Genomic DNA, 20,501 nt, shown 5'->3' on the forward strand with positions numbered 1-20,501 from the left:
CGGTGTTTTTCTATCTTTATTTGGAAGAAGATCCGATTAAGGTTTCGCTTTCCAGCTGATTTTCTGCTGCTTAACCAACGCCCCAGAAAGAATACACAGTACACCGCCAAGACCTGCGAATCGCACAGCGGTTTGCGCTTGTTCTTCAACCTTAGGTTTGGCATGATAAGCAACCCCAAGGCCTGCCGCAGCCATCATCACCAAATCGTTGGCGCCATCACCCACCGCCACGGTGTTATGCTGTTCAATGTCATATTCTTCGGCAAGCTCGACCAAAATGTCGGCTTTGGTTTGTGCAGAAACGACATCACCCAAAACTTCGCCAGTCAGCTTACCATCAACAATTTCCAACTGATTAGACTGAGCAAAATCTAAGCGAACCTTGTCTTTGATAAAGTCGGAGAAATAGGTAAAGCCACCTGAGGCAATGGCAGTCTTCCAGCCCAATGCATTAAAGGTAGTAATCAAGGCCTCGAAATCTGGCATAAATGGCAGTTGGCTACGCACCTGCTCTAAAATCGATTCATCAGCACCTTTTAACTTACCCACACGCTGACGCAAACTTTGTTCAAAGTCCAATTCACCTTGCATAGCACGCTCAGTCACTTCTGCGACTTCTTCGCCCACACCAGCAAGTTTAGCAATTTCATCAATACACTCTATTTGAATTGCCGTTGAGTCCATATCAAACACGACCAACCCTGGCGCAGATAGATCCGGTACTTCATTTAATGAAGCGTAATCCAGCTTTAAGCTTTGTAGTATGGTTTCATGCTCTGGTGTAAGGTTGCCCGCCATTAATGCCACTTCATACTGACCGACTTTCCACGTATCTAAAATTGGATTGTAGAAGCCTGTATAGAAGTCGATATCTTCAAAATTGCGAGGCTCAAGGTGTTCACCAAATACGATCCAATTCGCCTTAGCTTTATCGAGTTGTGTAACAAAGCGAGTTTCAGGTAGTCGTTTTAAAAGAGTCGTATGCCTTCTGATAGGCAAGCTTTTTGACGCGTCCATGTATATAATCCCTTATGACTTTGCTAAAACGTTACCCTAACAATCTAAAAAGGCAAGTCTTTGTTTTATGTTGAACGGATGAGTAATAGCTATGAGTGAATCCTTATTCTCGGTAAGAAATGCCTTGCGAATACTCGCACTGATTTTGTTATGTGTGATGTTTTTTATCACCATCAAAAACAGTGTCGTAATCAGTAAAGGCAATGAGAAAATTCAGGCCCAGCAACTAGAGACACTCACGAAGGTATTGATCTCACAAGCTTCCCTGTCGGCGAGTGAAATGATCATTAACAAAGATCAAGAACGCTTACTAAAGCTCACCAATCAATTAGCACAAGATCGTTTAGTTTTTGATGCCACTATTTATGACGCTGAAGGTATTCGCTTGGCTTCTAGCGAAAAAGCGCTATCTGTACGTGAGGTGTTAGGACTGGACACACCACTGGCCACAGCCTCTATTGGTCGTCAGCAGTTGGTGGAACCTGTATACGCTGACAATGCACTTATTGGATTTGTACGCGTCACCTTTGAAACAGGACGTGTTACCGCAATATCTGACCACCACTATCGTAAAAGTGATCGCTACATGTACATGATGATACTCATGAGTTTTGTGGGTGGCATGCTATTTATTATGATTTTACGTCGACAGACAATCCGCCGTAAGAAAGGGGAAAACCTGTTGCTGACCAAGTAAATCGAAAAGCGAATTCAGAAAATAAAACAGCCCGCATGATGCGGGCTGTTTGCTTTTATAATTTACAGCAAGAAGATTACTCTTCATCACCTAATAGAACTGAGTCAAGTGCAATGATCATCATGTCATTGAACGTAGTTTGACGCTCTTCAGATGTGGTTTGCTCGCCAGTTTTGATATGGTCAGAAACAGTACAAATAGTCAGCGCTTTTGCACCATACTCAGCTGCAACACCGTAGATACCAGCCGCTTCCATTTCAACACCCACAATGCCGTACTTGTCCATTACTTCGAACATTTCTGGATCAGGTGTGTAGAATAGCTCTGCAGAGAATAGGTTACCTACTTTTACGTCTACACCGCGTGCTTTTGCTGCTTCTTCTGCTGCGCGAACCATTTTGTAGTCAGCGATAGCAGCGAAGTCATGACCTTTAAAGCGGATACGGTTAACTTTAGAGTCCGTACAAGCACCCATGCCAATCACAACATCACGCACTTTGATGTCTTCGTTTACCGCACCACAGCTACCGACACGGATCACTTTCTTTACACCGAAGTCTTTGATCAGCTCAGTTACGTAGATTGAACATGATGGGATACCCATACCGTGGCCCATTACCGAGATCTTACGACCTTTGTAAGTACCGGTGTAGCCGAACATATTACGAACGTCACACACTTGAACTACATCTTCAAGGAAAGTCTCTGCGATGTATTTAGCACGTAGCGGATCACCCGGCATTAGAACGACGTCTGCGAAAGCACCCTTTTCTGCATTGATATGTGGAGTTGCCATGTTTCTTTTCCTTAACCTGTCTCTAGCGATCCGCACTGCTACTGGCGGCTTTGGCTAGAATATTCTCATTTCCGACAAGCAACATTTTATGCTGCCAACATAAAACTAGGAGCATGATGCTCCTAGTTTTCAAAACCTAACTAATTATAGGAAGTTCTTACCGTAATCCATTGGAGAAGTACCGAAGTAACTTGCCAATGTTTGACCGATATCGGCAAAGCTCTCACGACGGCCTAGTGAACCTGCTGGTACCTTCTTACCGTAAACAATCACAGGGATGTGCTCACGAGTGTGATCAGTACCTGGCCATGTTGGGTCACAGCCGTGGTCAGCCGTTAGAATAAGCACGTCGTCTTCTTCCATTAGCTCAAGTACTTCGTTAATGCGACCATCGAAGTACTCAAGTGCAGCTGCGTAGCCCGCTACATCACGGCGGTGACCGTAAGCAGAGTCGAAGTCCACGAAGTTAGTGAATACGATTGTGTTGTCACCCGCTTCTTTGATTTGCTCTAGCGTAGCTTCGAACAATGCAGGGATACCAGTCGCTTTCACTTTCTTAGTGATGCCGCAGTTTGCGTAGATATCAGCAATCTTACCGATAGAAACCACATCACCTTGCTTCTCTTCAACAAGCTTCTGTAGAACGGTTGCTGATGGTGGCTCAACAGAAAGGTCACGACGGTTGCCCGTACGCTCGAACTGACCTTTACCAGCACCGATGAATGGACGCGCGATAACACGACCGATGTTGTAATCTTCTAGCTCTTCACGTGCGATTTGGCAAAGCTCTAGTAGGCGGTCTAGACCGAATGTCTCTTCGTGACATGCGATTTGAAATACTGAATCAGCAGACGTATAGAAGATTGGCTGGCCAGTCTTCATGTGCTCTTCACCAAGATCATCAAGAACTTGTGTGCCTGATGCGTGGCAGTTGCCAAGGAAGCCGTCTAGACCAGCACGCTCAAGAATACGGTCAGTCAGCTCTTTCGGGAAGCTGTTCGCTTTGTCAGTAAAGTAGCCCCAATCAAAAAGAACAGGTACACCAGCGATTTCCCAGTGACCAGACGGCGTGTCTTTACCAGAAGAAAGCTCCGCTGCGTGACCGTAAGCACCGATGATTTCTGCATCTGCGTCTAGGCCAGGTGCAAAGCGACCTGTAGACTCTTTATGCGCCATTGCCAGACCTAACTTAGATAGGTTTGGAAGACGAAGTGCGCCTTGACGCTGATCGTTGTTTGCTAGGCCTTGCTCACATTGGTCAGCAATATGACCAAGTGTATCTGAACCTACATCACCAAATTGCTCAGCATCTGCTGCTGCGCCGATGCCGAATGAGTCTAGTACTAAAATAAATGCTCTTTTCATTGCTCGTTCCTTAGGCCCACTCGGCTTCTTATTATGGTGAGTAGGCCTTGTGTAATATTACTTATTAAAGATCTTCTGCTCGGATTTGGCGGTAAACCTCTGGTGTTGGTGTGTATTCGCCACCAACTTTAATTGCACTGCGAAGTGCTTTTGCTGCTTCTTCCCACTGCTCTTCTGTGCGAGCGTGGATAACAGCAAGAGGCTTATCGCTATCTGCCACTTCACCTAAACGGATGAAGTTGTCAAAACCAACTGCATAGTCGATTTCGTCTGTCGCAACACGGCGACCGCCACCCATAGAAACAACAGCCATACCGATAGCACGTGTATCCATCGCAGACACGACGCCAGTTTCTGTTGCGTATACAGGCTTGATGATTTCAGCTTTCTCTAGGTAATTATCGTAGTTTTCTACGAAGTCAGCAGGGCCACCTAGGCCAGCTACCATCTTACCGAAGCACTCAGCCGCTTTACCGTTGTCTAGCGCTTCCATCAGTTTCGCACGTGCGTCTTCTGTGTTCTCAGCAAGTTTGCCAAGTACCAACATTTCTGCACATGATGCCATTGTTACTTCAAGTAGACGTGGGTTACGGTATTCACCTGTTAGGAAGCGAACCGCTTCGCGTACTTCCACTGCGTTACCCGCAGAAGAAGCCAATACTTGGTTCATGTCCGTAAGGATTGCGGTAGTCTTAGTGCCAGCGCCGTTTGCTACTGCAACGATAGATTTTGCTAGCTCTTCAGACGCTTCGTAAGTTGGCATGAATGCGCCAGAACCTACTTTTACGTCCATTACTAGCGACTCAAGACCTGCTGCTAGCTTCTTAGATAGAATAGAAGCAGTGATCAGTGAAATGTTATCCACTGTTGCTGTGATATCACGAGTTGCGTAAACGCGTTTGTCAGCTGGTGCAAGATCGCCAGTTTGGCCGATAATTGCGACACCTGCGTCTTTAGTAACATCACCAAAAACTTCGTTAGTTGGTGTGATGTTGTAGCCTGGGATAGACTCAAGTTTATCCAGCGTACCGCCTGTGTGGCCCAGACCACGGCCAGAGATCATAGGAACGAAACCACCACATGCTGCCACCATTGGGCCAAGCATTAGTGAGGTAACGTCACCCACACCACCTGTAGAGTGTTTATCAACAATCGGGCCACCAAAGTTCATGTGGCTCCAGTCGATAACCATACCAGAGTCACGCATTGCACACGTTAGTGCGATACGCTCAGGCATTGTCATCTCATTGAAGAAAATAGTCATAGCAAACGCAGCGATCTGACCTTCAGATACTGTGTTGTTTGCTACGCCTTGAATAAAGAAGTTGATTTCGTCGGCAGTTAAAACTTCGCCATCACGTTTTTTACGAATAATTTCTTGTGGTAAATACATTAGTGCCTCCCACGCTCGTTATGAGCCATGGTTAAAGTAGGATAAAGAGGTTTGGTAGCACCAAAAACTGGTGCTACCGTTCAGACGTATTGTTGGAATTAGTAAGCTGTTGGATCAGCAACTTCGTCCGATACTTCTAATGTATTTAGTAGGTTTGTTAGCAGGCTAGACGCACCAAAACGGTAATGACGAGCATCTACCCAGTTGTCACCTAGGATTTCGTCAGCCATTGCTAGGTATGCTGCTGCATCTTCAGCAGTACGCACACCACCTGCAGGTTTGAAACCAACAGATTCTGCAACACCCATATCACGAATAACTTCAAGCATCATGCGAGCGTATTCTGGAGTCGCGTTTACTGGCACTTTACCAGTTGAAGTTTTAATGAAGTCAGCACCCGCTTCGATACAGATTTGTGATGCTTTCTTAATTAGCGCTTCTTCTTTTAGTTCACCTGTTTCGATGATCACTTTAAGAAGGATATCACCACAAGCTTCTTTACATTGCTTAACTAGTTCGAAGCCAACTTTCTCATCACCCGCCATTAGAGCGCGGTATGGGAAAACAACGTCAACTTCATCTGCACCGTAAGCGACAGCCGCTTTAGTTTCAGCAACAGCGATTTCAATATCGTCGTTACCGTGTGGGAAGTTCGTTACTGTTGCAATACGAACTTCTGGCGTACCTTGCTCACGAAGTGTCTTCTTAGCAATAGGAATAAAGCGAGGGTAAATACAAATTGCAGCTGTGTTGCCTACTGCTGTTTTCGCGTCATGACATAGTGAGATCACTTTTGCATCAGTGTCGTCATCATTCAGCGTAGTTAGGTCCATAAGTTTTAGTGCACGTAGCGCTGCTGCTTTTAAATCGCTCATTTCTATCTCCGATCAATATTCAAAAAATTCACTACTCAGCCTCACATCACTTCTCTAACTATAATCAACAAGTCGAGACAGTGTGAGAAATTGGCTAAACAGTCTATTAATGAACGGACTTGGTTCCCTGAAGACTCGGCATATACAGCGAATAATTCATATGCCAATTGCTATCCTTGTCACCGCACAGTACCAGTTTGGCCTATGGCACAACAATCTATGATTGCGGTGTCTTTAATATCACATCAAACAATAAAACTCTTGCTAGATTTGATATTGAGGGCAAATCATTTGCCCATCGAGTATGTAGTATTCATGGAGTGATTAAGTAATAACCTTAACCGCTATCCTGTGATTACTACATTATAGATATTCACCGCAAAACTGTAGCACCAAATAGAGCGCAAACGGTTTGTATCTCAAAATTTTCCGGCCTCTATTCCACCAACTTCGTAAGCCACTCACGTAGGCTTGCGTACGGTAGAATTTTTTAGGTCCAAAAAACGAAAAATGCCCCGCAGCAATTTCTTGCTACAGGGCATGGTTTAAAACGGCGTCTATATATTAAGAACCGATTCTAATTAAAGTGCTGCAAGGCTAAGGCAGAAACCTGCGATAGTAGCTGCCATTAGGTTAGACAACGTACCAGCAAGAACTGCTTTAATACCCATGCGAGCGATATCTGAACGACGGTTTGGTGCAAGGCTACCTAGACCACCAAGTAGGATCGCGATAGAAGAAAGGTTCGCGAAGCCACATAGTGCGAATGAGATGATAGCTGTTGTCTTCTCAGACATTACTTCACCAGTTGCTGCAACTACTTGAGCGCTTTCACCTAGGTAAGGTGTGAAGTTCAAGTAAGCAACGAATTCGTTGATAACTAGTTTCTGACCGATGAATGAACCAGCAACAACTGCTTCGTTCCAAGGAACACCGATTAGGAATGCTAGTGGAGAGAATGCGTAACCTAGGATTAGCTCTAGTGTTAGTTCAGGCATACCGAACCAACCACCGATGCCACCTAGCATACCGTTAACAAGAGCAATAAGACCTACGAACGCGATTAGCATTGCACCAACGTTTAGTGCAAGCTGTAGACCAGAAGCCGCACCGCCCGCTGCTGCGTCGATTACGTTAGCTGGTTTGTCGTCGCCACCGTCCATTGCTTCTTCGATGTCTTCGTGAGGCTTATCAGTCTCTGGGTGAAGAATCTTAGCGAATAGTAGACCACCTGGTGCTGCCATGAATGATGCTGCTACTAGGTACTCTAGAGGAACACCCATTGAAGCGTAACCTGCTAGTACACCACCAGCTACAGATGCTAGACCACCACACATTACCGCGAATAGCTCAGATTGAGTCATCTTAGGTACGAATGGACGAACAACTAGAGGTGCTTCAGTTTGACCTACGAAAATGTTAGCTGCAGCAGACATTGATTCCGCGCGAGAAGTGCCAAGCGCTTTTTGTAGTGCACCACCAAGAATCTTGATAACCCACTGCATTGCGCCAATGTAGTAAAGAACTGAAATCAGTGCTGAGAAGAAGATCAGTGTAGGAAGAACGCGGAATGCGAAGATGAAGCCGCCGCCGCCGAATACTTCGAACATCTTGTCAGAAACAAGACCACCGAATAGGAATGATGAACCATTGTTACCGTAGTTGATAACGTTAGAAACACCAGTAGAGAAACCGTTCAGTAGATCACGGCCCCAAGGTACATAAAGAACAAATGCACCTAATACGAATTGGATAGCAAATGCGCCACCCACAGTTCTTAGATTGATAGCTTTACGGTTATTAGAAAATGCAAATGCAATAGCAAGAAGCACTACCATACCGACTAGGCTCATAAACAGGCTCATAGTTTATGACTTCCTTATAAGTTATTTGTTGGCGTGTTACAAAATGGAGCTATAAAGCGGGGGCAATTATACTCATCCAGAATCAATTAAAGTAATGCCATCCTCACACTTTCTTATAAGATTCATCATTGATTCACCTGCGTTTGTGAGTTATCTCACAATAAGAAGGGAAACGTTTTCGATTCTGAACAGCATCTTTAGATTTTATTCACATATGGAGAAGGCTGAATTGCTATTTTCCCATAGACTTTCAGCAATCGATTGCTTTTCTCTGTTATGCAACTCTGAGAGTTGATTCAATATATGAATGAGTTTGGCAGGGTGATTCGGCTCGCCCTGATAGCCAAGTATAGGCATATCCGGAGCGTCCGTTTCTAAAACAAGATATTCAAGTGATAATCTTTGAATCGCGTCGCGTGTTTTATTCGCTCTTGGGTAGGTAATTGAGCCGCCAACACCGATAAAAAAACCTAATCGAACCCATTCCATTGCTTGCTGATAACTGCCAGAAAACGCGTGCAATACGCCCCCCCCTTTGGTAACTTAGCCGCTTTAACCATTTGGATAAGTCGATTATGCGCTTTACGGCTGTGCAGAATCACCGGCAAATCAAATCGCCTGGCGAGTTCAAATTGCAACTCCAGCGCACGTTCTTGCAATTCAACCGGCACTTCGATGGCGAAATCGAGACCGCACTCCCCTATCGCAACGCATTGTTGGTTGGGCGAGGAAAGTAACGATTCCAGCTCTGGGGCAAACTGCTCAAACTCTGGTTGTAGAAAATAGGGGTGAAAACCCAGCGCGTAATAAAGGTGAGTGTATTGATTGGCCAACTCTTGAATACGAGCCCAGTTACTCGGCCCAACAGAAGGAATCAAGATGCGCTCAACGCCTTGCTCGCGAGCGAGATCGACTTGGTGAGCAAAATCCTCTTGAAAGACATCGAAGTCAAAGTGGCAATGGGTATCAAACAGCTTCATTGTTTGGCTTCTCTTGCTCTGCTTTTTTAGCAGGCTCGTCTTCATGAACTGGGTCTTGTTTATACTGCACACAACTGCGCTTTTGATCAGGCGTCAGCCCCATCTCTTTACACCAATCATCGTAGCGTTTGAGTCCTTTTTTAAACCAGTTCATTGCACACCCTTTTTTAGCCCATAGAATTCTTTCTGCGCCAAATAAAAAACGCCGTTAGCTAAGTGTATAGCTAACGGCGGCTTATAATCTAGTACGCGATGTAAAGCGCGTTAGATTCGATTAGTGCTCACGAGTCGCACGGAAATCGATATCAGGGAAACGCTCTTGCGCTAGGTTTAGGTTAACCATGGTTGGTGCGATGTACGTTAGGTTATCGCCACCGTCCAATGCAAGGTTCGTTTGGTTCTTACGCTGGAACTCATCCAGTTTCTTCGCATCACCACACTCAACCCAACGTGCTGTTGCTACGTTAACACCTTCGTAGATAGCTTCAACGTTGTATTCTGACTTCAAACGAGCCACAACCACGTCAAACTGAAGCACACCAACGGCACCAACGATCAGGTCGTTGTTTTGCAGTGGACGGAATACCTGTACCGCACCTTCTTCAGACAGCTGAACCAGACCTTTTAGAAGCTGCTTCTGCTTCAATGGATCTTTTAGACGAATACGACGGAACAGTTCTGGTGCGAAGTTTGGAATACCAGAGAATTTCAGCGCTTCACCTTGAGTGAAAGTATCACCGATTTGGATCGTACCATGGTTGTGTAGACCAATGATGTCACCGGCGTAAGCGTGCTCTGCACGAGAACGGTCACCCGCCATGAACGTTACCGCATCAGAGATACTTACTTGCTTGCCAAGACGAACGTGGTTCATCTTCATGCCTTGCGTGTAAGTACCCGATACGATACGCATGAAGGCGATACGGTCACGGTGCTTTGGATCCATGTTTGCTTGGATCTTAAATACGAAACCAGAGAATTTGTCTTCTGTCGCTTCAACATCACGCTCAACCGCTTGACGTGTTTTCGGTGCAGGTGCCCACTCCGTTAGACCGTCTAGCATGTGGTCAACACCAAAGTTACCCAGTGCCGTACCGAAGTAAACTGGCGTTAGTTCGCCGGTCAGGAATAGCTCTAGATCAAACTCAGGACATGCGCCCATGACTAGTTCAAGCTCTTCACGCACACTTGCTGCTAGGCTCTCACCGACTTTCTCATCAAGCTCAGGGTTGTCCAGACCTTTGATGATGCGCACTTCTTGGATTTCATGACCATGACCCGACTCGTACAGAATAGTCTCATCACGGTGAATGTGGTAAACACCTTTAAACTCTTTACCACAGCCAATTGGCCATGTAATTGGCGCACACATCATGCCAAGTTCGTTCTCTACTTCATCCAATACTTCCATTGGATCACGAACATCACGGTCAAGTTTGTTCATGAAGGTTACGATTGGCGTATCACGCAGACGCGTTACTTCCATCAGCTTACGAGTACGATCCTCGACACCTTTCGCTGCATCGATAACCATCAGACACGAGTCAACCGCCGTTAGAGTACGGTAGGTATCTTCTGAGAAGTCTTCGTGTCCAGGAGTATCAAGTAGGTTTACCAGACAATCATTGTAAGGGAACTGCATTACAGAAGTAGTAACCGAGATACCACGTTCCTTTTCCATTTCCATCCAGTCTGATTTTGCGTGCTGCGCGTTACCACGACCTTTAACCGTACCTGCTTTTTGGATCGCGTTTCCGAATAACAGTACTTTTTCAGTGATGGTGGTTTTACCCGCATCCGGGTGAGAAATAATAGCGAACGTTCTGCGCTTAGAAACTTCGCCTAGAAAAGGTGTATTTGACATGAAACTGATCTTCTTTGATGTCTGGTAGCTTGTTTGAAATTTAAACAAGCCTTATTCGATTCAATATTGCGCGGTATTCTCGCTTATTATTGCTTTAGGGGCAACTTTCCTCTGACGAGTTCAGAGAGATGTCGGCTGATTGACCTTATCCTTCCATGCTAACTCACCTAGCGGCGCGACTCTGTTGGCAGATATGACTACCTGATCTCTTCCATTTTGCTTCGCATCATACAATGCAATGTCTGCACGCTTTACCCACATATCCGGAGTATCTTCAGCAATCAAACACTCTGACATACCCACACTAAGAGAGACCTGAGCATGACGTGGATAGTGTTTCGTTCTTACTTTCTCGCAGATGCTGTTCATCATGATGTGAGCACTTTGCATAGAAAGCCCTTCAAACAACAGTAAAAACTCATCTCCCCCCCCAATCGGAATAACAGATCATACTCGCGGGAGTTTTGATTTAGGATTTTGACAACCTCTGTAATCACTTCATCTCCAACGTCATGCCCATAAAGGTCATTAACTTGCTTAAAGTGATCAATATCGATAACCGCGATTGTTGACGCTTTCTGCTTCTTTTTCTCATCAAGCGCACGATATAGAAATGCCTCTAACTGACTCCGATTCAGCGCTCCAGTCATCGAATCTCGTGTCGAGAGGTATTTTAGGCTGTTTTGTAGCTCTACTATTTTGTGTACCGCAACATGAGCAACAACCGTGCAGCAAATCAACGCAATGATGAATCGTAGTATGATGCTCAATTCGAGCTGCTGCCAAGTGGCGACCATGCAACCTAAAATCATAAAAATATTGGTTACGAGTGCATCTTTCGTCGGGATAATAAACACCAGCGCTACGATCACAGGGAAAACCCAATAAGTGGCAATGACACCAAAAGTAGACACACTTAAGACAATAGATAACCAGAGCAAAAATAAAGGGATGCGGTGACCAATTACTCCCACACCCAGCATAAATAGGCACGCCAACTCAACCACAAAGCTAAGCTGAAAGCTTAATAGAACAACCCCGAGTAAGGTTTCACCAATGATAAGGTTTTTTACTCCTAGGGGAATAAATGTCGCTAATGTCACGAGCATCAAAACCTTGAGCACCACTTCACGACTAGTCTCATCAAACAACTGAGCCACAAGAGTATCGAGTTTTCTAGGATACGACTTAGTCAACGCTCCCTCCCTACACTTTATAGATCGTGTTTCATATAATTTATAAATCTATAACTATGTTGAAGATAATGCGAACAAAAGTAGTGATAGAGAGTAAATATGTGTGAGGACGGTTTATAAAAGCCTTGGATGGACCAAGGCTTTAGAATCAGGTGGGACAAATGCCAGCATTTAGTTGAAGAAGATATAGCTCATGATTATTGCGTCTTCCTTACCATTACCAGTTTTCGCTGGGTAATAGTTATAGCGACGATCCACTTCATTAAAACCCGCTTGCTCATAAATATGGATTGCCGGGTGGTTGCTTTCACGTACCTCCAGCCAAGCACTTTCTGCTTTGGCTTGCTCGCAGTGTTCGATAAACGCATCCAGCAATTTTTGTCCTAACCCTTTGCCTTGGTGAGATGGCGAAACGGCAATGTTCAGTAGCGTCACCTCTCCAACAATATTCTGCCCATAGAAGTAGCCAACCACTTGAGAACCTTCAAGCATGACATGGTGACAAGCACCACGGCTCGTTAAATCTCGAACCAATGACTCAGCCCAAGGATGAGAATGGGCTTGTTGTTCAATTTGCCAGACTTGGTCAAGGTGCTCAGCACCCATCGGCGTAATTTCAATTGTCACGCGTTAGCTCCGTTAAGAGTACGAACAGATTTGTTGCCACAATGCGCGGCGTTGTTCGTTGTTGCCATCAATATCTTGTAATAGCGGTGAAGTCAGTTGCTTGGCATTGATGCTCACATCAGCCTCACAACCCGCAAACCATACCCACTCTAGCTGATGTTCACCTAAAGAAGATAAGCCTTCTGGCTCAATGTGCATTGCGTCATTGAGTGTGAGCTTAATGCTCTTCAATACACGCTCAAACATCAAAGCGGTCTCATTTTTTGGACACATTGGCGATACCAATAAGAGTTTACATGAACTTTGCAAATCTAATAATGGTGCTTGATAGCCTTCTAGCCTTTCTGGATGACTCAGCTCCCATGTGCTGATCCCCATCTCGTGTAAATACTGTTTCTCGTTAATTGACATCTTTTGTCACCTATTTGAACGAGGCAATCCTATCAAAATTTCGCATTTAAAGTCAGAGGTGTTATGAAGCTTTTCCAATCACTCGCAATCACATTACTTATCGCCACCACCAGCTTCACTACTTTTGCTAAGGATAACAATGATGGTTGGGAGCTTATCGCCGAAAAGACCGTAAACTTCCAAACCGAAACCGACACCGTTGAACCCAATGGTCTGTTTAAAAACCGTCAGTTCAGCAAAATTAAGATCAAATGTACTCAAGGCACCATGAGTATTAAAAACATGAAAGTCACCATGACCGATGGCAGCGAGAAAAAGTTGAAAACCATGGTCGGTACACTAACGAAAGGTATGTCGACTCGAGCTTGGACACTGCCTGGTTCAGAAAACGCTAAATTCAAACGTCTAGATATGGAATACAAGAGCTGGGGCAACATGACTCTCAATGCTGCGGGCATGAGCAAAAAAGCCAAAATAGAGGTTTGGGGTAAAAAGCGCGTTCAAGAACAGGGTTAATCTACTCTTCCTATCTACTTATTAAAACAAAGCCCGCTTTTTATAGCGGGCTTTGTCGTTGAATATTAGCGATTATAGCTCAGAGAACTCTGGAGAATAATCGATGCGACCAGAACGTCCATCACATTGACCTTCTACCAGCTCAGCTACGCGAAATGCACCTTGTGGTACTTCCCACGCACAATCGAAGCCCATATCTTCGCTAGCTGTAAAGCCTTGACGCCCGTAGTAAGCTGGATCGCCCAACACCACACACACTGGGTAACCAAAATCACGCAGTGAATCAAAGCCTTCTTTGATCAACTCGGCTGCAATGCCTTGGCGACGGTAATCTTCATGCACAGCCAAAGGCGCAAGACCTTGCCACGACAAATCTTCACCATTCAACGTCACTGGGCTAAACAGCGCGTGACCAACCACTTCACCTTCATCGGTACATGCCACCAAAGATAACGTGAGCTTGCCGTTTTCACGCAAACGCATCACTAAATTAGCCTCTGCATCCGTTGGGAAGGCGTGTTTCAATAAACGGTCAATAGTGAGAATGTCCGCTGGGGCTTCAGTTCGAATAAGCATTCGCTACTCCAGTTTCTTGTTCTGGTTCTTGAACCCCTTTCTGAACAAAGTCCGCCAATTGGTTCAGTGCCACTTGCATCGCTTTTGGCAGCTGCTCTAAATCGACACTATCCATCAGGTTCTTAACTTCTAAGCCAAGTTCAGTGTCGCCCTCAATAGACAGACGACGTTGGAAGAACAGTGTATCAGGGTCTTCTTTGCGGCCAGCAATCAGGACTAAGTCGTTAAGGTTGCCGCTAAAACTCACATCTTCCTGAACTGGTTTCTCTGCCACCAGCAATTTTTCATCTTGATAGCTGATGTACCATGCTAAGTTCAAGTCTTTAATCGCAACTTTCAGCCACTTATCTTCAAGGAACTCAAAATCGCCATCTTCTAGAGCTTCTTTGAATACCATTTTCAAACCTTCTAATAAGGCTTTTTTCTGAACAGTTTGTGGCAATAACTGGACTGGAGATCGCAAAATTGATGCTGCGTTCTTTACTAGTTGACTGCGAATCTTGTTTAACACGCTAATTATCCGTTACTTTGTCATGAGAATGCTTATATTAAGCGATAGAGTAATACCTATACCTGTTATGCATCAATAAAAATTGTTTGTTTGCTTCATAAGCAGTTTTATGGCGAAGCCATCTTTTTTTGAACTTACGTAGAGATTTGAAGCACTCACATTGATAAACCTTTAATAACGGGATATTCAAAGTTATAGTTATCAAAACAGCGTTTTTATTACACGGAAGAATAATCAGGCTCTTTGGAGATCGGTAACCCCATAATGCCTTCGCAGCACCTAAAACATTGGTTTGTAAAGCTCACCTCAAATAGTCCTTTTTTCTTTGCCATCTTAGATAACGAGTATCGTTATCGAATGGTAAGTGAGCGCTATTGCGATATTACAGGTTTAGAACACGATGATGTTGTCGGTCTTACCGACGAACAAGTATTGGGTGAACAGTTTTATCATAAACTTCAGCCATACTATCAGCGTGCCTTTAGCGGAGAGCACATTGAGGCAGAAATTACGCTCGATGAAACTGACTTAGAAACCAGCCTTCATTTCAGTATTTCTCCAATTATTGAAGACAAACAAACTCGATTTGTTGTTTTTCATGCCATCGATACCTCTGAAAAACAAATCCTTGTTCGCTCTCTTGAAGAGTCCGAAACAAAGTTTAGTAAGCTGACTCAGTTATTACCCGACGGCTTATTGCTGGTTGAAGATGACATCATCATCTCTGCAAACCCTGCCTCAGCACGATTGCTTGGCTTGAACTCACCACATGAATTACTTGGCGAAGAGCTCTCTAGGCTGTTTATCGATGAGAACAGTAAGAAAGTATTCAGTCATAAACTCAGTTCATTATTATCGGAAAAGCCGTTTATTTGCCTGACTAGTGCTCGCTGTGGCTTTGAACGTAAAGTTCAACTCAATGCTGATGTCACCGCTATTCTTGGTAGTGAATCTCAAATCATCTTGATTCAAGATGCGGATGACACACCAAAAAATTTATCGAATAGTACTGAAGACGCACATATCGATTCACTGACTAAACTTTATAACCGATTTGGCTTTACCAAGCGTTTAGAGCAGTTAATCAGAAGCCAAACACCACTCTTGGTCTTCTATCTTGATATCGACAACTTCAAAAACATCAATGACTCACTTGGTCATCATATTGGCGATAAAGTCATCCAAGAAGTTTCAGCCCGACTAAAACGTTTATTACCTAACCAAGCTATCATTGGCCACTTAGGTGGTGACGAGTTTGGCATCATCCTTCCTGAGCCTGAAAACTCAAGAATGGCGGAGATTATCTCTGATCGTATTATTTCCCTGATCAACCAACCTTTCGATCTGCATCACTTTAGTAAACGCCTCGCGTGTTCTATCGGTAGTGTTCGTTATCCAGAAGATGGTCAAGACGCGCGTATTCTGCTGCAAAACGCAGACACCGCTATGTACGAAGCAAAAGATCGCGGCCGTAACCGTCTGATTAAATTCAACGACCAGATGAACAAAGAAGCACGCATGCGTTTGTGGTTAGAGATCGAGCTACAAAAAGCGTTGCAGCAAAACGGTTTGGAAGTATGGTACCAGCCAAAAGTTAACGCGCGTGACTTCAGCATTAACGGCGCAGAAGCACTCGTACGTTGGAAGCACCCAGTCGAAGGCTACATTAGTCCAGGGGCATTTATCCCTGTAGCAGAGCGCGCAGGCTTGATTGAACACCTTGGTCGTGTGGTAATGCGTGATGTATTTAACACAGTAAAACGCTGGAAACTGCAAGGTATCTTACCGGGCCGCGTGGCCATCAACCTCTCTCCAGAGCAATTTGGTAACCCGCAACTGATCGATTACATGGAAAAGCTACTACGCACCACAGAACTCGATCCAAGCTGTATTACCTTTGAGCTGACAGAAAGTGCGGTAATGAGCGACAGCGAACACACGGTACAAATGCTTAATGCGATCAAAAAACTTGGCTTTGCGTTGTCCATCGATGACTTCGGTACTGGTTACTCTTCCCTTTCCTACCTAGCCCGCTTTCCGATCGATGAACTAAAAATCGACCGTGCGTTTATCAACGACATCGATACACTACCGAAACAGGTGACGGTGATTGAGAACATCATCAATCTTGGTAAATCATTAGATTTGACCGTTGTTGCCGAAGGCGTAGAAACCCATCAGCAAGCAACACTACTATCGAACCTGCAATGTAACTCGATTCAAGGCTTCCATTTCTACCGCCCTCAACCTAAACACGAAGTTGAAGAGTTGTTTGCACAAAACCGCCGTCATAAGAACTGATCTCAACTACAGCAAAATCTGAGATTTACCCCCTTACTCTCAAGGGGTAAATCTCAACTTTATTGAGCTAAACCTAACTTAGGTCAATTTCGCTATTCATAATTCTTCATAAAATGCGGGCACCTTTTTATTCTCTATGATTGTGAGCATATGGAACTCTTGTGTCCTGCGGGTAACTTGCCTGCGCTAAAAACCGCGATTGATTGCGGTGCAGACGCCGTATACATCGGCTTTAAAGACGATACCAACGCTCGTCACTTTGCTGGCCTGAACTTCAACGGCAAGAAGCTTGAAAAAGCGGTGCAGTACGTTCATGACCGCAACAAAAAGATCCACGTTGCGCTAAACACCTTTGCCCATCCAAATGGTTTCGACCGTTGGACAAATGCGGTCGACAATGCAGCGGCACTGGGCGTGGACGCGCTGATCGTGGCTGACATTGCGGTACTTGAGTACGCTGCTCGCAAATACCCTGAGCTAGAACTGCACCTGTCAGTACAGGCTTCAGCAACCAACGTTGCAGCCGTTGATTTCTACAAACAAAACTTCAACGTAAAACGCGTAGTACTGCCTCGCGTACTGTCTATCCATCAGGTAAAACAGCTTTCTCGCAATATCACCAGTGATGTCGAGCTAGAAGTCTTTGCTTTCGGTAGCCTATGCATCATGTCGGAAGGTCGTTGCTACCTATCGTCTTACATGACTGGCGAATCACCAAACACCGTTGGCGCGTGCTCTCCGGCGAAATACGTTCGCTGGCAAGAAACAGAAAATGGTCTGGAATCTCGTCTTAACGATATCCTGATCGATCGCTACAGCGCAGGTGAAAACGCGGGCTACCCAACCTTATGTAAAGGTCGTTTTGAAGCTGAAATCGAAGGCGAGAAAAAACGCTACCACGCACTGGAAGAGCCAACCAGTTTGAACACCCTGTCTATGCTGCCAGAACTGTTTGCTGCGAATGTCGCTTCAGTAAAAATTGAAGGTCGCCAGCGTAGCCCTGCGTACGTAGAACAAGTAACGCGCACATGGCGTGCTGCGATTGATCGCTACCAAGCAAACCCAGAAGCTTACCAAGTAGAAGCGGCTTGGGATTCAGCGTTGGCAAACGTGTCTGAAGGTACGCAAACCACACTTGGTGCTTACCACCGTAAATGGCAGTAGAGGTTAAGATGGATAACTCAATGAAATACGCGCTTGGTCCACTGTTGTACTTCTGGCCAAAGCAAGATGTTGAAGCGTTTTACGAACAAGCGAAATCAAGCTCTGCGGACATCATCTACCTTGGTGAAACCGTATGTTCGAAACGTCGTGAAATGAAGCCTGCACATTGGTTCGATATCGCGAAAGAACTCTCTGCATCTGGCAAACAAGTCATGCTATCAACGATGGCACTATTAGAAGCACCAAGTGAAGTGAACATCATGAAGAAGTACATCGACAACGGTGACTTCGCGATTGAAGCCAACGACGTGTCCGCGGTTCAACTGGCTTCTGAGCATAAAGTGCCTTTCGTCGTTGGCCCTGCGGTTAACACTTACAATGCGCACACGCTTAACTTGTTCCTAAAACAAGGCATGATCCGCTGGTGTATGCCTGTAGAGCTATCTCGTGAATGGCTCAGTAATACGCTGGTTCAATGTGATGAGCTTGGTATTCGCAATAAGTTTGAAGTAGAAGTATTCAGCCACGGTTATCTACCATTGGCTTACTCGGCACGCTGCTTTACCGCTCGCGCAGAAAACAAAGCTAAAGATGATTGCGAAACTTGCTGTATTAAATACCCAACAGGTATCCAAGTAAGCAGCCAAGAAGGTCAAGAAGTCTTTAACTTGAACGGCATCCAAACTCAGTCAGGTTACTGCTATAACCTGATCAACGATCTACCAAGCATGGAAGGTCTGGTTGATGTGGTTCGCCTAAGCCCACTGGGTCTCAGCACCTTCTCTGAACTGGATCAGTTCCGTTCAAACGAGAAAGGCACCAACCCTGGCAAAATCCAAGACCGCCAATGTAACGGTTACTGGCATCAACTTGCAGGTCTGGAAGTGAAGAACATCTAATCCCTGCTTACGATTTCAAAGCAATAAAAAAGCGAGGTACTGACCTCGCTTTTTTTACATCTTTTCGTCGTTAAGAGACTTGAACACTCGGCTCTGCTGAGCTCTCGTTCATTAGCTTCTTAATATCACGCCACAACATTGTCATCACCACTAAACTTAAGGCGATGTTGGACAGTGGGAATGCAATCCAAATACCCGTCACACCCAACAGCTTCGGCATAATGAACAAGAACGGTAATTGAATCACCATATTACCGATGGTCACGAACATGGCTTTACTGCCTTTGTTGACTGATTGGTAGTACGCCGCGGCAACCACTAAGAACCCATCTAAGAACAATGCAAACATATGGAGACGAATACCGACTACCGTCGCATCAATCAGATTCTGGTCAGCATTGTTGAACACCGATACAAACTCGTACGGGAAGATGTTCATCAGAATAACAAACGCGACACCACCAAGCACTGACGTGCCCATTGCGACCTTCAACAGCTTACGAATGTTATCTTGGTTGCGTGCGCCATGGTTATAGCTCACTAAAGGCTGCATACCATTGGCAATGCCTTCTGCAATCAAATAGTAAACCGTCACGATGTAGCCCAAAATAGCGTAAGCACCAATCAACAACGCGCTGCCGTATTGGGCAAACAGCGCATTGTGCAGAGCGACCATCATTGAGCCATAAGCGTACATAAAGAAGCTCGACGTGCCAATCATGACAATCTTAGGAATGACATCAAACTGCATCTTCAAATCGCTGAAAGACAAGCGCATGTTGGCTCTGGAAGTAAAGAAGTACCCCACCCCCAAAATCGTCACAACCATCTGCGCCAGAGCGGTAGCAATAGCAGCACCGGTAAGCTCCCAGCCAAGCCAAGCGATAAAAATATAGTCGAGCACGATATTGATCACCGCGCCGATCACCATCAAGATGGTGGCTAAGTTAGGGCTATCATCATTGCGAAGCAAAAATGGCACCGCAATCGAGCCTAGCGAGAACACACACGCCACGCTGAGAATGTGTAGGTATTGCAAGCCTAGCTCGTAAACACGACCTTCTGCGCCCTGCCAGCGAATAAAGTCATCGGCGAAGAAGAACAAGGTTGTCGCCACTATTGGCATCAGAGCGACTAAAAGCAATAGACCAGTTGAAAGAATGCGTTTCGCGCCCTCACTGTCCTTTTCACCTTGTTTGATAGAGGCCAGTGCCCCCGTACCTACCCCGACCATCATACCGATACCAAGTATCGAGCCAATGATCGGCCAAGCAACGTTGATCCCCGCTAATCCTTCAGCACCGACATAACGACCGATAAAAATGCCATCAACAACTTGGTATAAGCCGTTAACCAACATGGCTGCAACGGTCGGAATTGTGTATTTCCAAAACTGTTTATAGATAGAGTTTTGCATGACTACCACCAATAGTTAGCAAGGCTAACTA

General features: G+C 45.2%; 20 protein-coding genes and 1 pseudogene. 5 read left to right on the plus strand and 16 right to left on the minus strand.

What is annotated here, in order from left to right; all coding sequences use genetic code 11:
- Positions 1 to 36: 36 nt before the first annotated feature.
- Complete coding sequence (gene serB, locus B853_RS11820; protein WP_038883839.1) at positions 37 to 1,017, minus strand: phosphoserine phosphatase; 981 nt, start codon at positions 1,015 to 1,017, stop codon at positions 37 to 39.
- Positions 1,018 to 1,108: 91 nt separating this feature from the next.
- Here serB and B853_RS11825 point away from each other — a divergent pair, with 91 nt between their 5' ends.
- Positions 1,109 to 1,714, plus strand: a complete 606-nt coding sequence (locus tag B853_RS11825; protein WP_029561031.1) for a YtjB family periplasmic protein — start codon at positions 1,109 to 1,111, stop codon at positions 1,712 to 1,714.
- 76 nt (positions 1,715 to 1,790) lie between these two features.
- Here the strand turns inward: B853_RS11825 and deoD are convergent, their stop codons facing one another.
- The 12 genes and pseudogenes from deoD to B853_RS11875 form a co-directional block, all read right to left on the minus strand.
- Positions 1,791 to 2,510 carry a purine-nucleoside phosphorylase gene (gene deoD / locus B853_RS11830; RefSeq protein ID WP_038883842.1) on the minus strand — a complete coding sequence of 240 codons (720 nt, stop codon included), beginning with the start codon at positions 2,508 to 2,510 and terminating at the stop codon, positions 1,791 to 1,793.
- Positions 2,511 to 2,654: 144 nt separating this feature from the next.
- Positions 2,655 to 3,875, minus strand: a complete 1,221-nt coding sequence (locus B853_RS11835; protein WP_038883845.1) for a phosphopentomutase — start codon at positions 3,873 to 3,875, stop codon at positions 2,655 to 2,657.
- A gap of 64 nt (positions 3,876 to 3,939) precedes the next feature.
- Positions 3,940 to 5,268, minus strand: coding sequence for a thymidine phosphorylase (gene deoA, locus B853_RS11840; protein ID WP_010450019.1), 1,329 nt, complete (start codon positions 5,266 to 5,268; stop codon positions 3,940 to 3,942).
- Between the two features lie 98 nt (positions 5,269 to 5,366).
- On the minus strand, positions 5,367 to 6,143 hold the full coding sequence (gene deoC, locus B853_RS11845; RefSeq protein WP_010450021.1) for a deoxyribose-phosphate aldolase: 777 nt from the start codon (positions 6,141 to 6,143) through the stop codon (positions 5,367 to 5,369).
- A gap of 581 nt (positions 6,144 to 6,724) precedes the next feature.
- The gene (locus B853_RS11850; RefSeq protein WP_038883847.1) at positions 6,725 to 8,008 is read right to left on the minus strand and encodes a NupC/NupG family nucleoside CNT transporter; all 1,284 of its coding nucleotides are present in this window, start codon (positions 8,006 to 8,008) and stop codon (positions 6,725 to 6,727) included.
- A 204-nt stretch (positions 8,009 to 8,212) separates the two neighbouring features.
- Positions 8,213 to 8,988 (minus strand): annotated as a pseudogene (locus B853_RS11855) (TatD family hydrolase).
- Entirely contained in the window at positions 8,975 to 9,142 is a 168-nt protein-coding gene (locus B853_RS26030; RefSeq protein WP_160167634.1) for a DUF5363 family protein, read from the minus strand. The pseudogene B853_RS11855 and the gene B853_RS26030 overlap by 14 nt, the downstream one beginning before the upstream one ends.
- Positions 9,143 to 9,262: 120 nt before the next feature.
- Complete coding sequence (gene prfC, locus B853_RS11860) at positions 9,263 to 10,852, minus strand: peptide chain release factor 3 (RefSeq protein WP_010450029.1); 1,590 nt, start codon at positions 10,850 to 10,852, stop codon at positions 9,263 to 9,265.
- A gap of 120 nt (positions 10,853 to 10,972) precedes the next feature.
- Positions 10,973 to 11,242: a diguanylate cyclase domain-containing protein gene (locus B853_RS26475; RefSeq protein ID WP_249027414.1), complete on the minus strand. Its 270-nt coding sequence runs from the start codon at positions 11,240 to 11,242 to the stop codon at positions 10,973 to 10,975.
- Entirely contained in the window at positions 11,221 to 12,048 is an 828-nt protein-coding gene (locus B853_RS11865; RefSeq protein ID WP_249027415.1) for a GGDEF domain-containing protein, read from the minus strand. Before B853_RS11865 ends, B853_RS26475 begins: the two co-directional genes overlap by 22 nt.
- Before the next feature lie 171 nt (positions 12,049 to 12,219).
- Positions 12,220 to 12,675 carry a ribosomal protein S18-alanine N-acetyltransferase gene (gene rimI, locus B853_RS11870; protein WP_010450033.1) on the minus strand — a complete coding sequence of 152 codons (456 nt, stop codon included), beginning with the start codon at positions 12,673 to 12,675 and terminating at the stop codon, positions 12,220 to 12,222.
- A 12-nt stretch (positions 12,676 to 12,687) separates the two neighbouring features.
- Positions 12,688 to 13,086, minus strand: a complete 399-nt coding sequence (locus B853_RS11875) for a DNA polymerase III subunit psi (protein ID WP_010450035.1) — start codon at positions 13,084 to 13,086, stop codon at positions 12,688 to 12,690.
- 63 nt (positions 13,087 to 13,149) lie between these two features.
- Between B853_RS11875 and B853_RS11880 the strand changes: the two genes are divergently transcribed.
- Complete coding sequence (locus tag B853_RS11880; protein WP_038883852.1) at positions 13,150 to 13,602, plus strand: DUF2541 family protein; 453 nt, start codon at positions 13,150 to 13,152, stop codon at positions 13,600 to 13,602.
- Between the two features lie 72 nt (positions 13,603 to 13,674).
- Here B853_RS11880 and B853_RS11885 read toward each other — a convergent pair whose 3' ends face one another.
- The gene (locus B853_RS11885; protein WP_038883854.1) at positions 13,675 to 14,178 is read right to left on the minus strand and encodes a GNAT family N-acetyltransferase; all 504 of its coding nucleotides are present in this window, start codon (positions 14,176 to 14,178) and stop codon (positions 13,675 to 13,677) included.
- A complete protein-coding gene (gene ubiT, locus B853_RS11890) occupies positions 14,162 to 14,689 on the minus strand; it encodes a ubiquinone anaerobic biosynthesis accessory factor UbiT (RefSeq protein ID WP_010450041.1) in 528 nt (175 codons plus the stop codon). Before ubiT ends, B853_RS11885 begins: the two co-directional genes overlap by 17 nt.
- Positions 14,690 to 14,953: 264 nt before the next feature.
- Between ubiT and B853_RS11895 the strand changes: the two genes are divergently transcribed.
- From B853_RS11895 to B853_RS11905, 3 genes are all read left to right on the plus strand, one after another.
- Positions 14,954 to 16,990 (plus strand): sensor domain-containing protein, encoded by a 2,037-nt coding sequence (locus tag B853_RS11895; protein ID WP_038883856.1) that lies wholly within the window; start codon positions 14,954 to 14,956, stop codon positions 16,988 to 16,990.
- A gap of 150 nt (positions 16,991 to 17,140) precedes the next feature.
- Positions 17,141 to 18,154 carry a ubiquinone anaerobic biosynthesis protein UbiU gene (ubiU, locus tag B853_RS11900; RefSeq protein WP_038883858.1) on the plus strand — a complete coding sequence of 338 codons (1,014 nt, stop codon included), beginning with the start codon at positions 17,141 to 17,143 and terminating at the stop codon, positions 18,152 to 18,154.
- 20 nt (positions 18,155 to 18,174) lie between these two features.
- Positions 18,175 to 19,053: a U32 family peptidase gene (locus tag B853_RS11905; RefSeq protein WP_038883897.1), complete on the plus strand. Its 879-nt coding sequence runs from the start codon at positions 18,175 to 18,177 to the stop codon at positions 19,051 to 19,053.
- Between the two features lie 70 nt (positions 19,054 to 19,123).
- On the opposite strand, the gene vmrA is transcribed toward B853_RS11905, so the two are convergent.
- A complete protein-coding gene (gene vmrA / locus B853_RS11910; protein WP_038883860.1) occupies positions 19,124 to 20,470 on the minus strand; it encodes a sodium-coupled multidrug efflux MATE transporter VmrA in 1,347 nt (448 codons plus the stop codon).
- Positions 20,471 to 20,501: the final 31 nt, after the last annotated feature.

The organism is Vibrio rotiferianus CAIM 577 = LMG 21460 (genome assembly GCF_002741985.1).
GTDB classification, from domain to species: Bacteria; Pseudomonadota; Gammaproteobacteria; order Enterobacterales; family Vibrionaceae; genus Vibrio; species Vibrio rotiferianus.

Coding starts and splice junctions, on each gene's coding strand:
- serB (WP_038883839.1), bottom strand. CDS start 1,017: ATGGACGCGTCAAAAAGCTTGCCTATCAGAAGGCATACGACTCTTTTA.
- B853_RS11825 (WP_029561031.1), top strand. CDS start 1,109: ATGAGTGAATCCTTATTCTCGGTAAGAAATGCCTTGCGAATACTCGCA.
- deoD (WP_038883842.1), bottom strand. CDS start 2,510: ATGGCAACTCCACATATCAATGCAGAAAAGGGTGCTTTCGCAGACGTC.
- B853_RS11835 (WP_038883845.1), bottom strand. CDS start 3,875: ATGAAAAGAGCATTTATTTTAGTACTAGACTCATTCGGCATCGGCGCA.
- deoA (WP_010450019.1), bottom strand. CDS start 5,268: ATGTATTTACCACAAGAAATTATTCGTAAAAAACGTGATGGCGAAGTT.
- deoC (WP_010450021.1), bottom strand. CDS start 6,143: ATGAGCGATTTAAAAGCAGCAGCGCTACGTGCACTAAAACTTATGGAC.
- B853_RS11850 (WP_038883847.1), bottom strand. CDS start 8,008: ATGAGCCTGTTTATGAGCCTAGTCGGTATGGTAGTGCTTCTTGCTATT.
- B853_RS26030 (WP_160167634.1), bottom strand. CDS start 9,142: ATGAACTGGTTTAAAAAAGGACTCAAACGCTACGATGATTGGTGTAAA.
- prfC (WP_010450029.1), bottom strand. CDS start 10,852: ATGTCAAATACACCTTTTCTAGGCGAAGTTTCTAAGCGCAGAACGTTC.
- B853_RS26475 (WP_249027414.1), bottom strand. CDS start 11,242: ATGCAAAGTGCTCACATCATGATGAACAGCATCTGCGAGAAAGTAAGA.
- B853_RS11875 (WP_010450035.1), bottom strand. CDS start 13,086: ATGTCAATTAACGAGAAACAGTATTTACACGAGATGGGGATCAGCACA.
- B853_RS11880 (WP_038883852.1), top strand. CDS start 13,150: ATGAAGCTTTTCCAATCACTCGCAATCACATTACTTATCGCCACCACC.
- B853_RS11885 (WP_038883854.1), bottom strand. CDS start 14,178: ATGCTTATTCGAACTGAAGCCCCAGCGGACATTCTCACTATTGACCGT.
- B853_RS11895 (WP_038883856.1), top strand. CDS start 14,954: ATGCCTTCGCAGCACCTAAAACATTGGTTTGTAAAGCTCACCTCAAAT.
- ubiU (WP_038883858.1), top strand. CDS start 17,141: ATGGAACTCTTGTGTCCTGCGGGTAACTTGCCTGCGCTAAAAACCGCG.
- B853_RS11905 (WP_038883897.1), top strand. CDS start 18,175: ATGAAATACGCGCTTGGTCCACTGTTGTACTTCTGGCCAAAGCAAGAT.
- vmrA (WP_038883860.1), bottom strand. CDS start 20,470: ATGCAAAACTCTATCTATAAACAGTTTTGGAAATACACAATTCCGACC.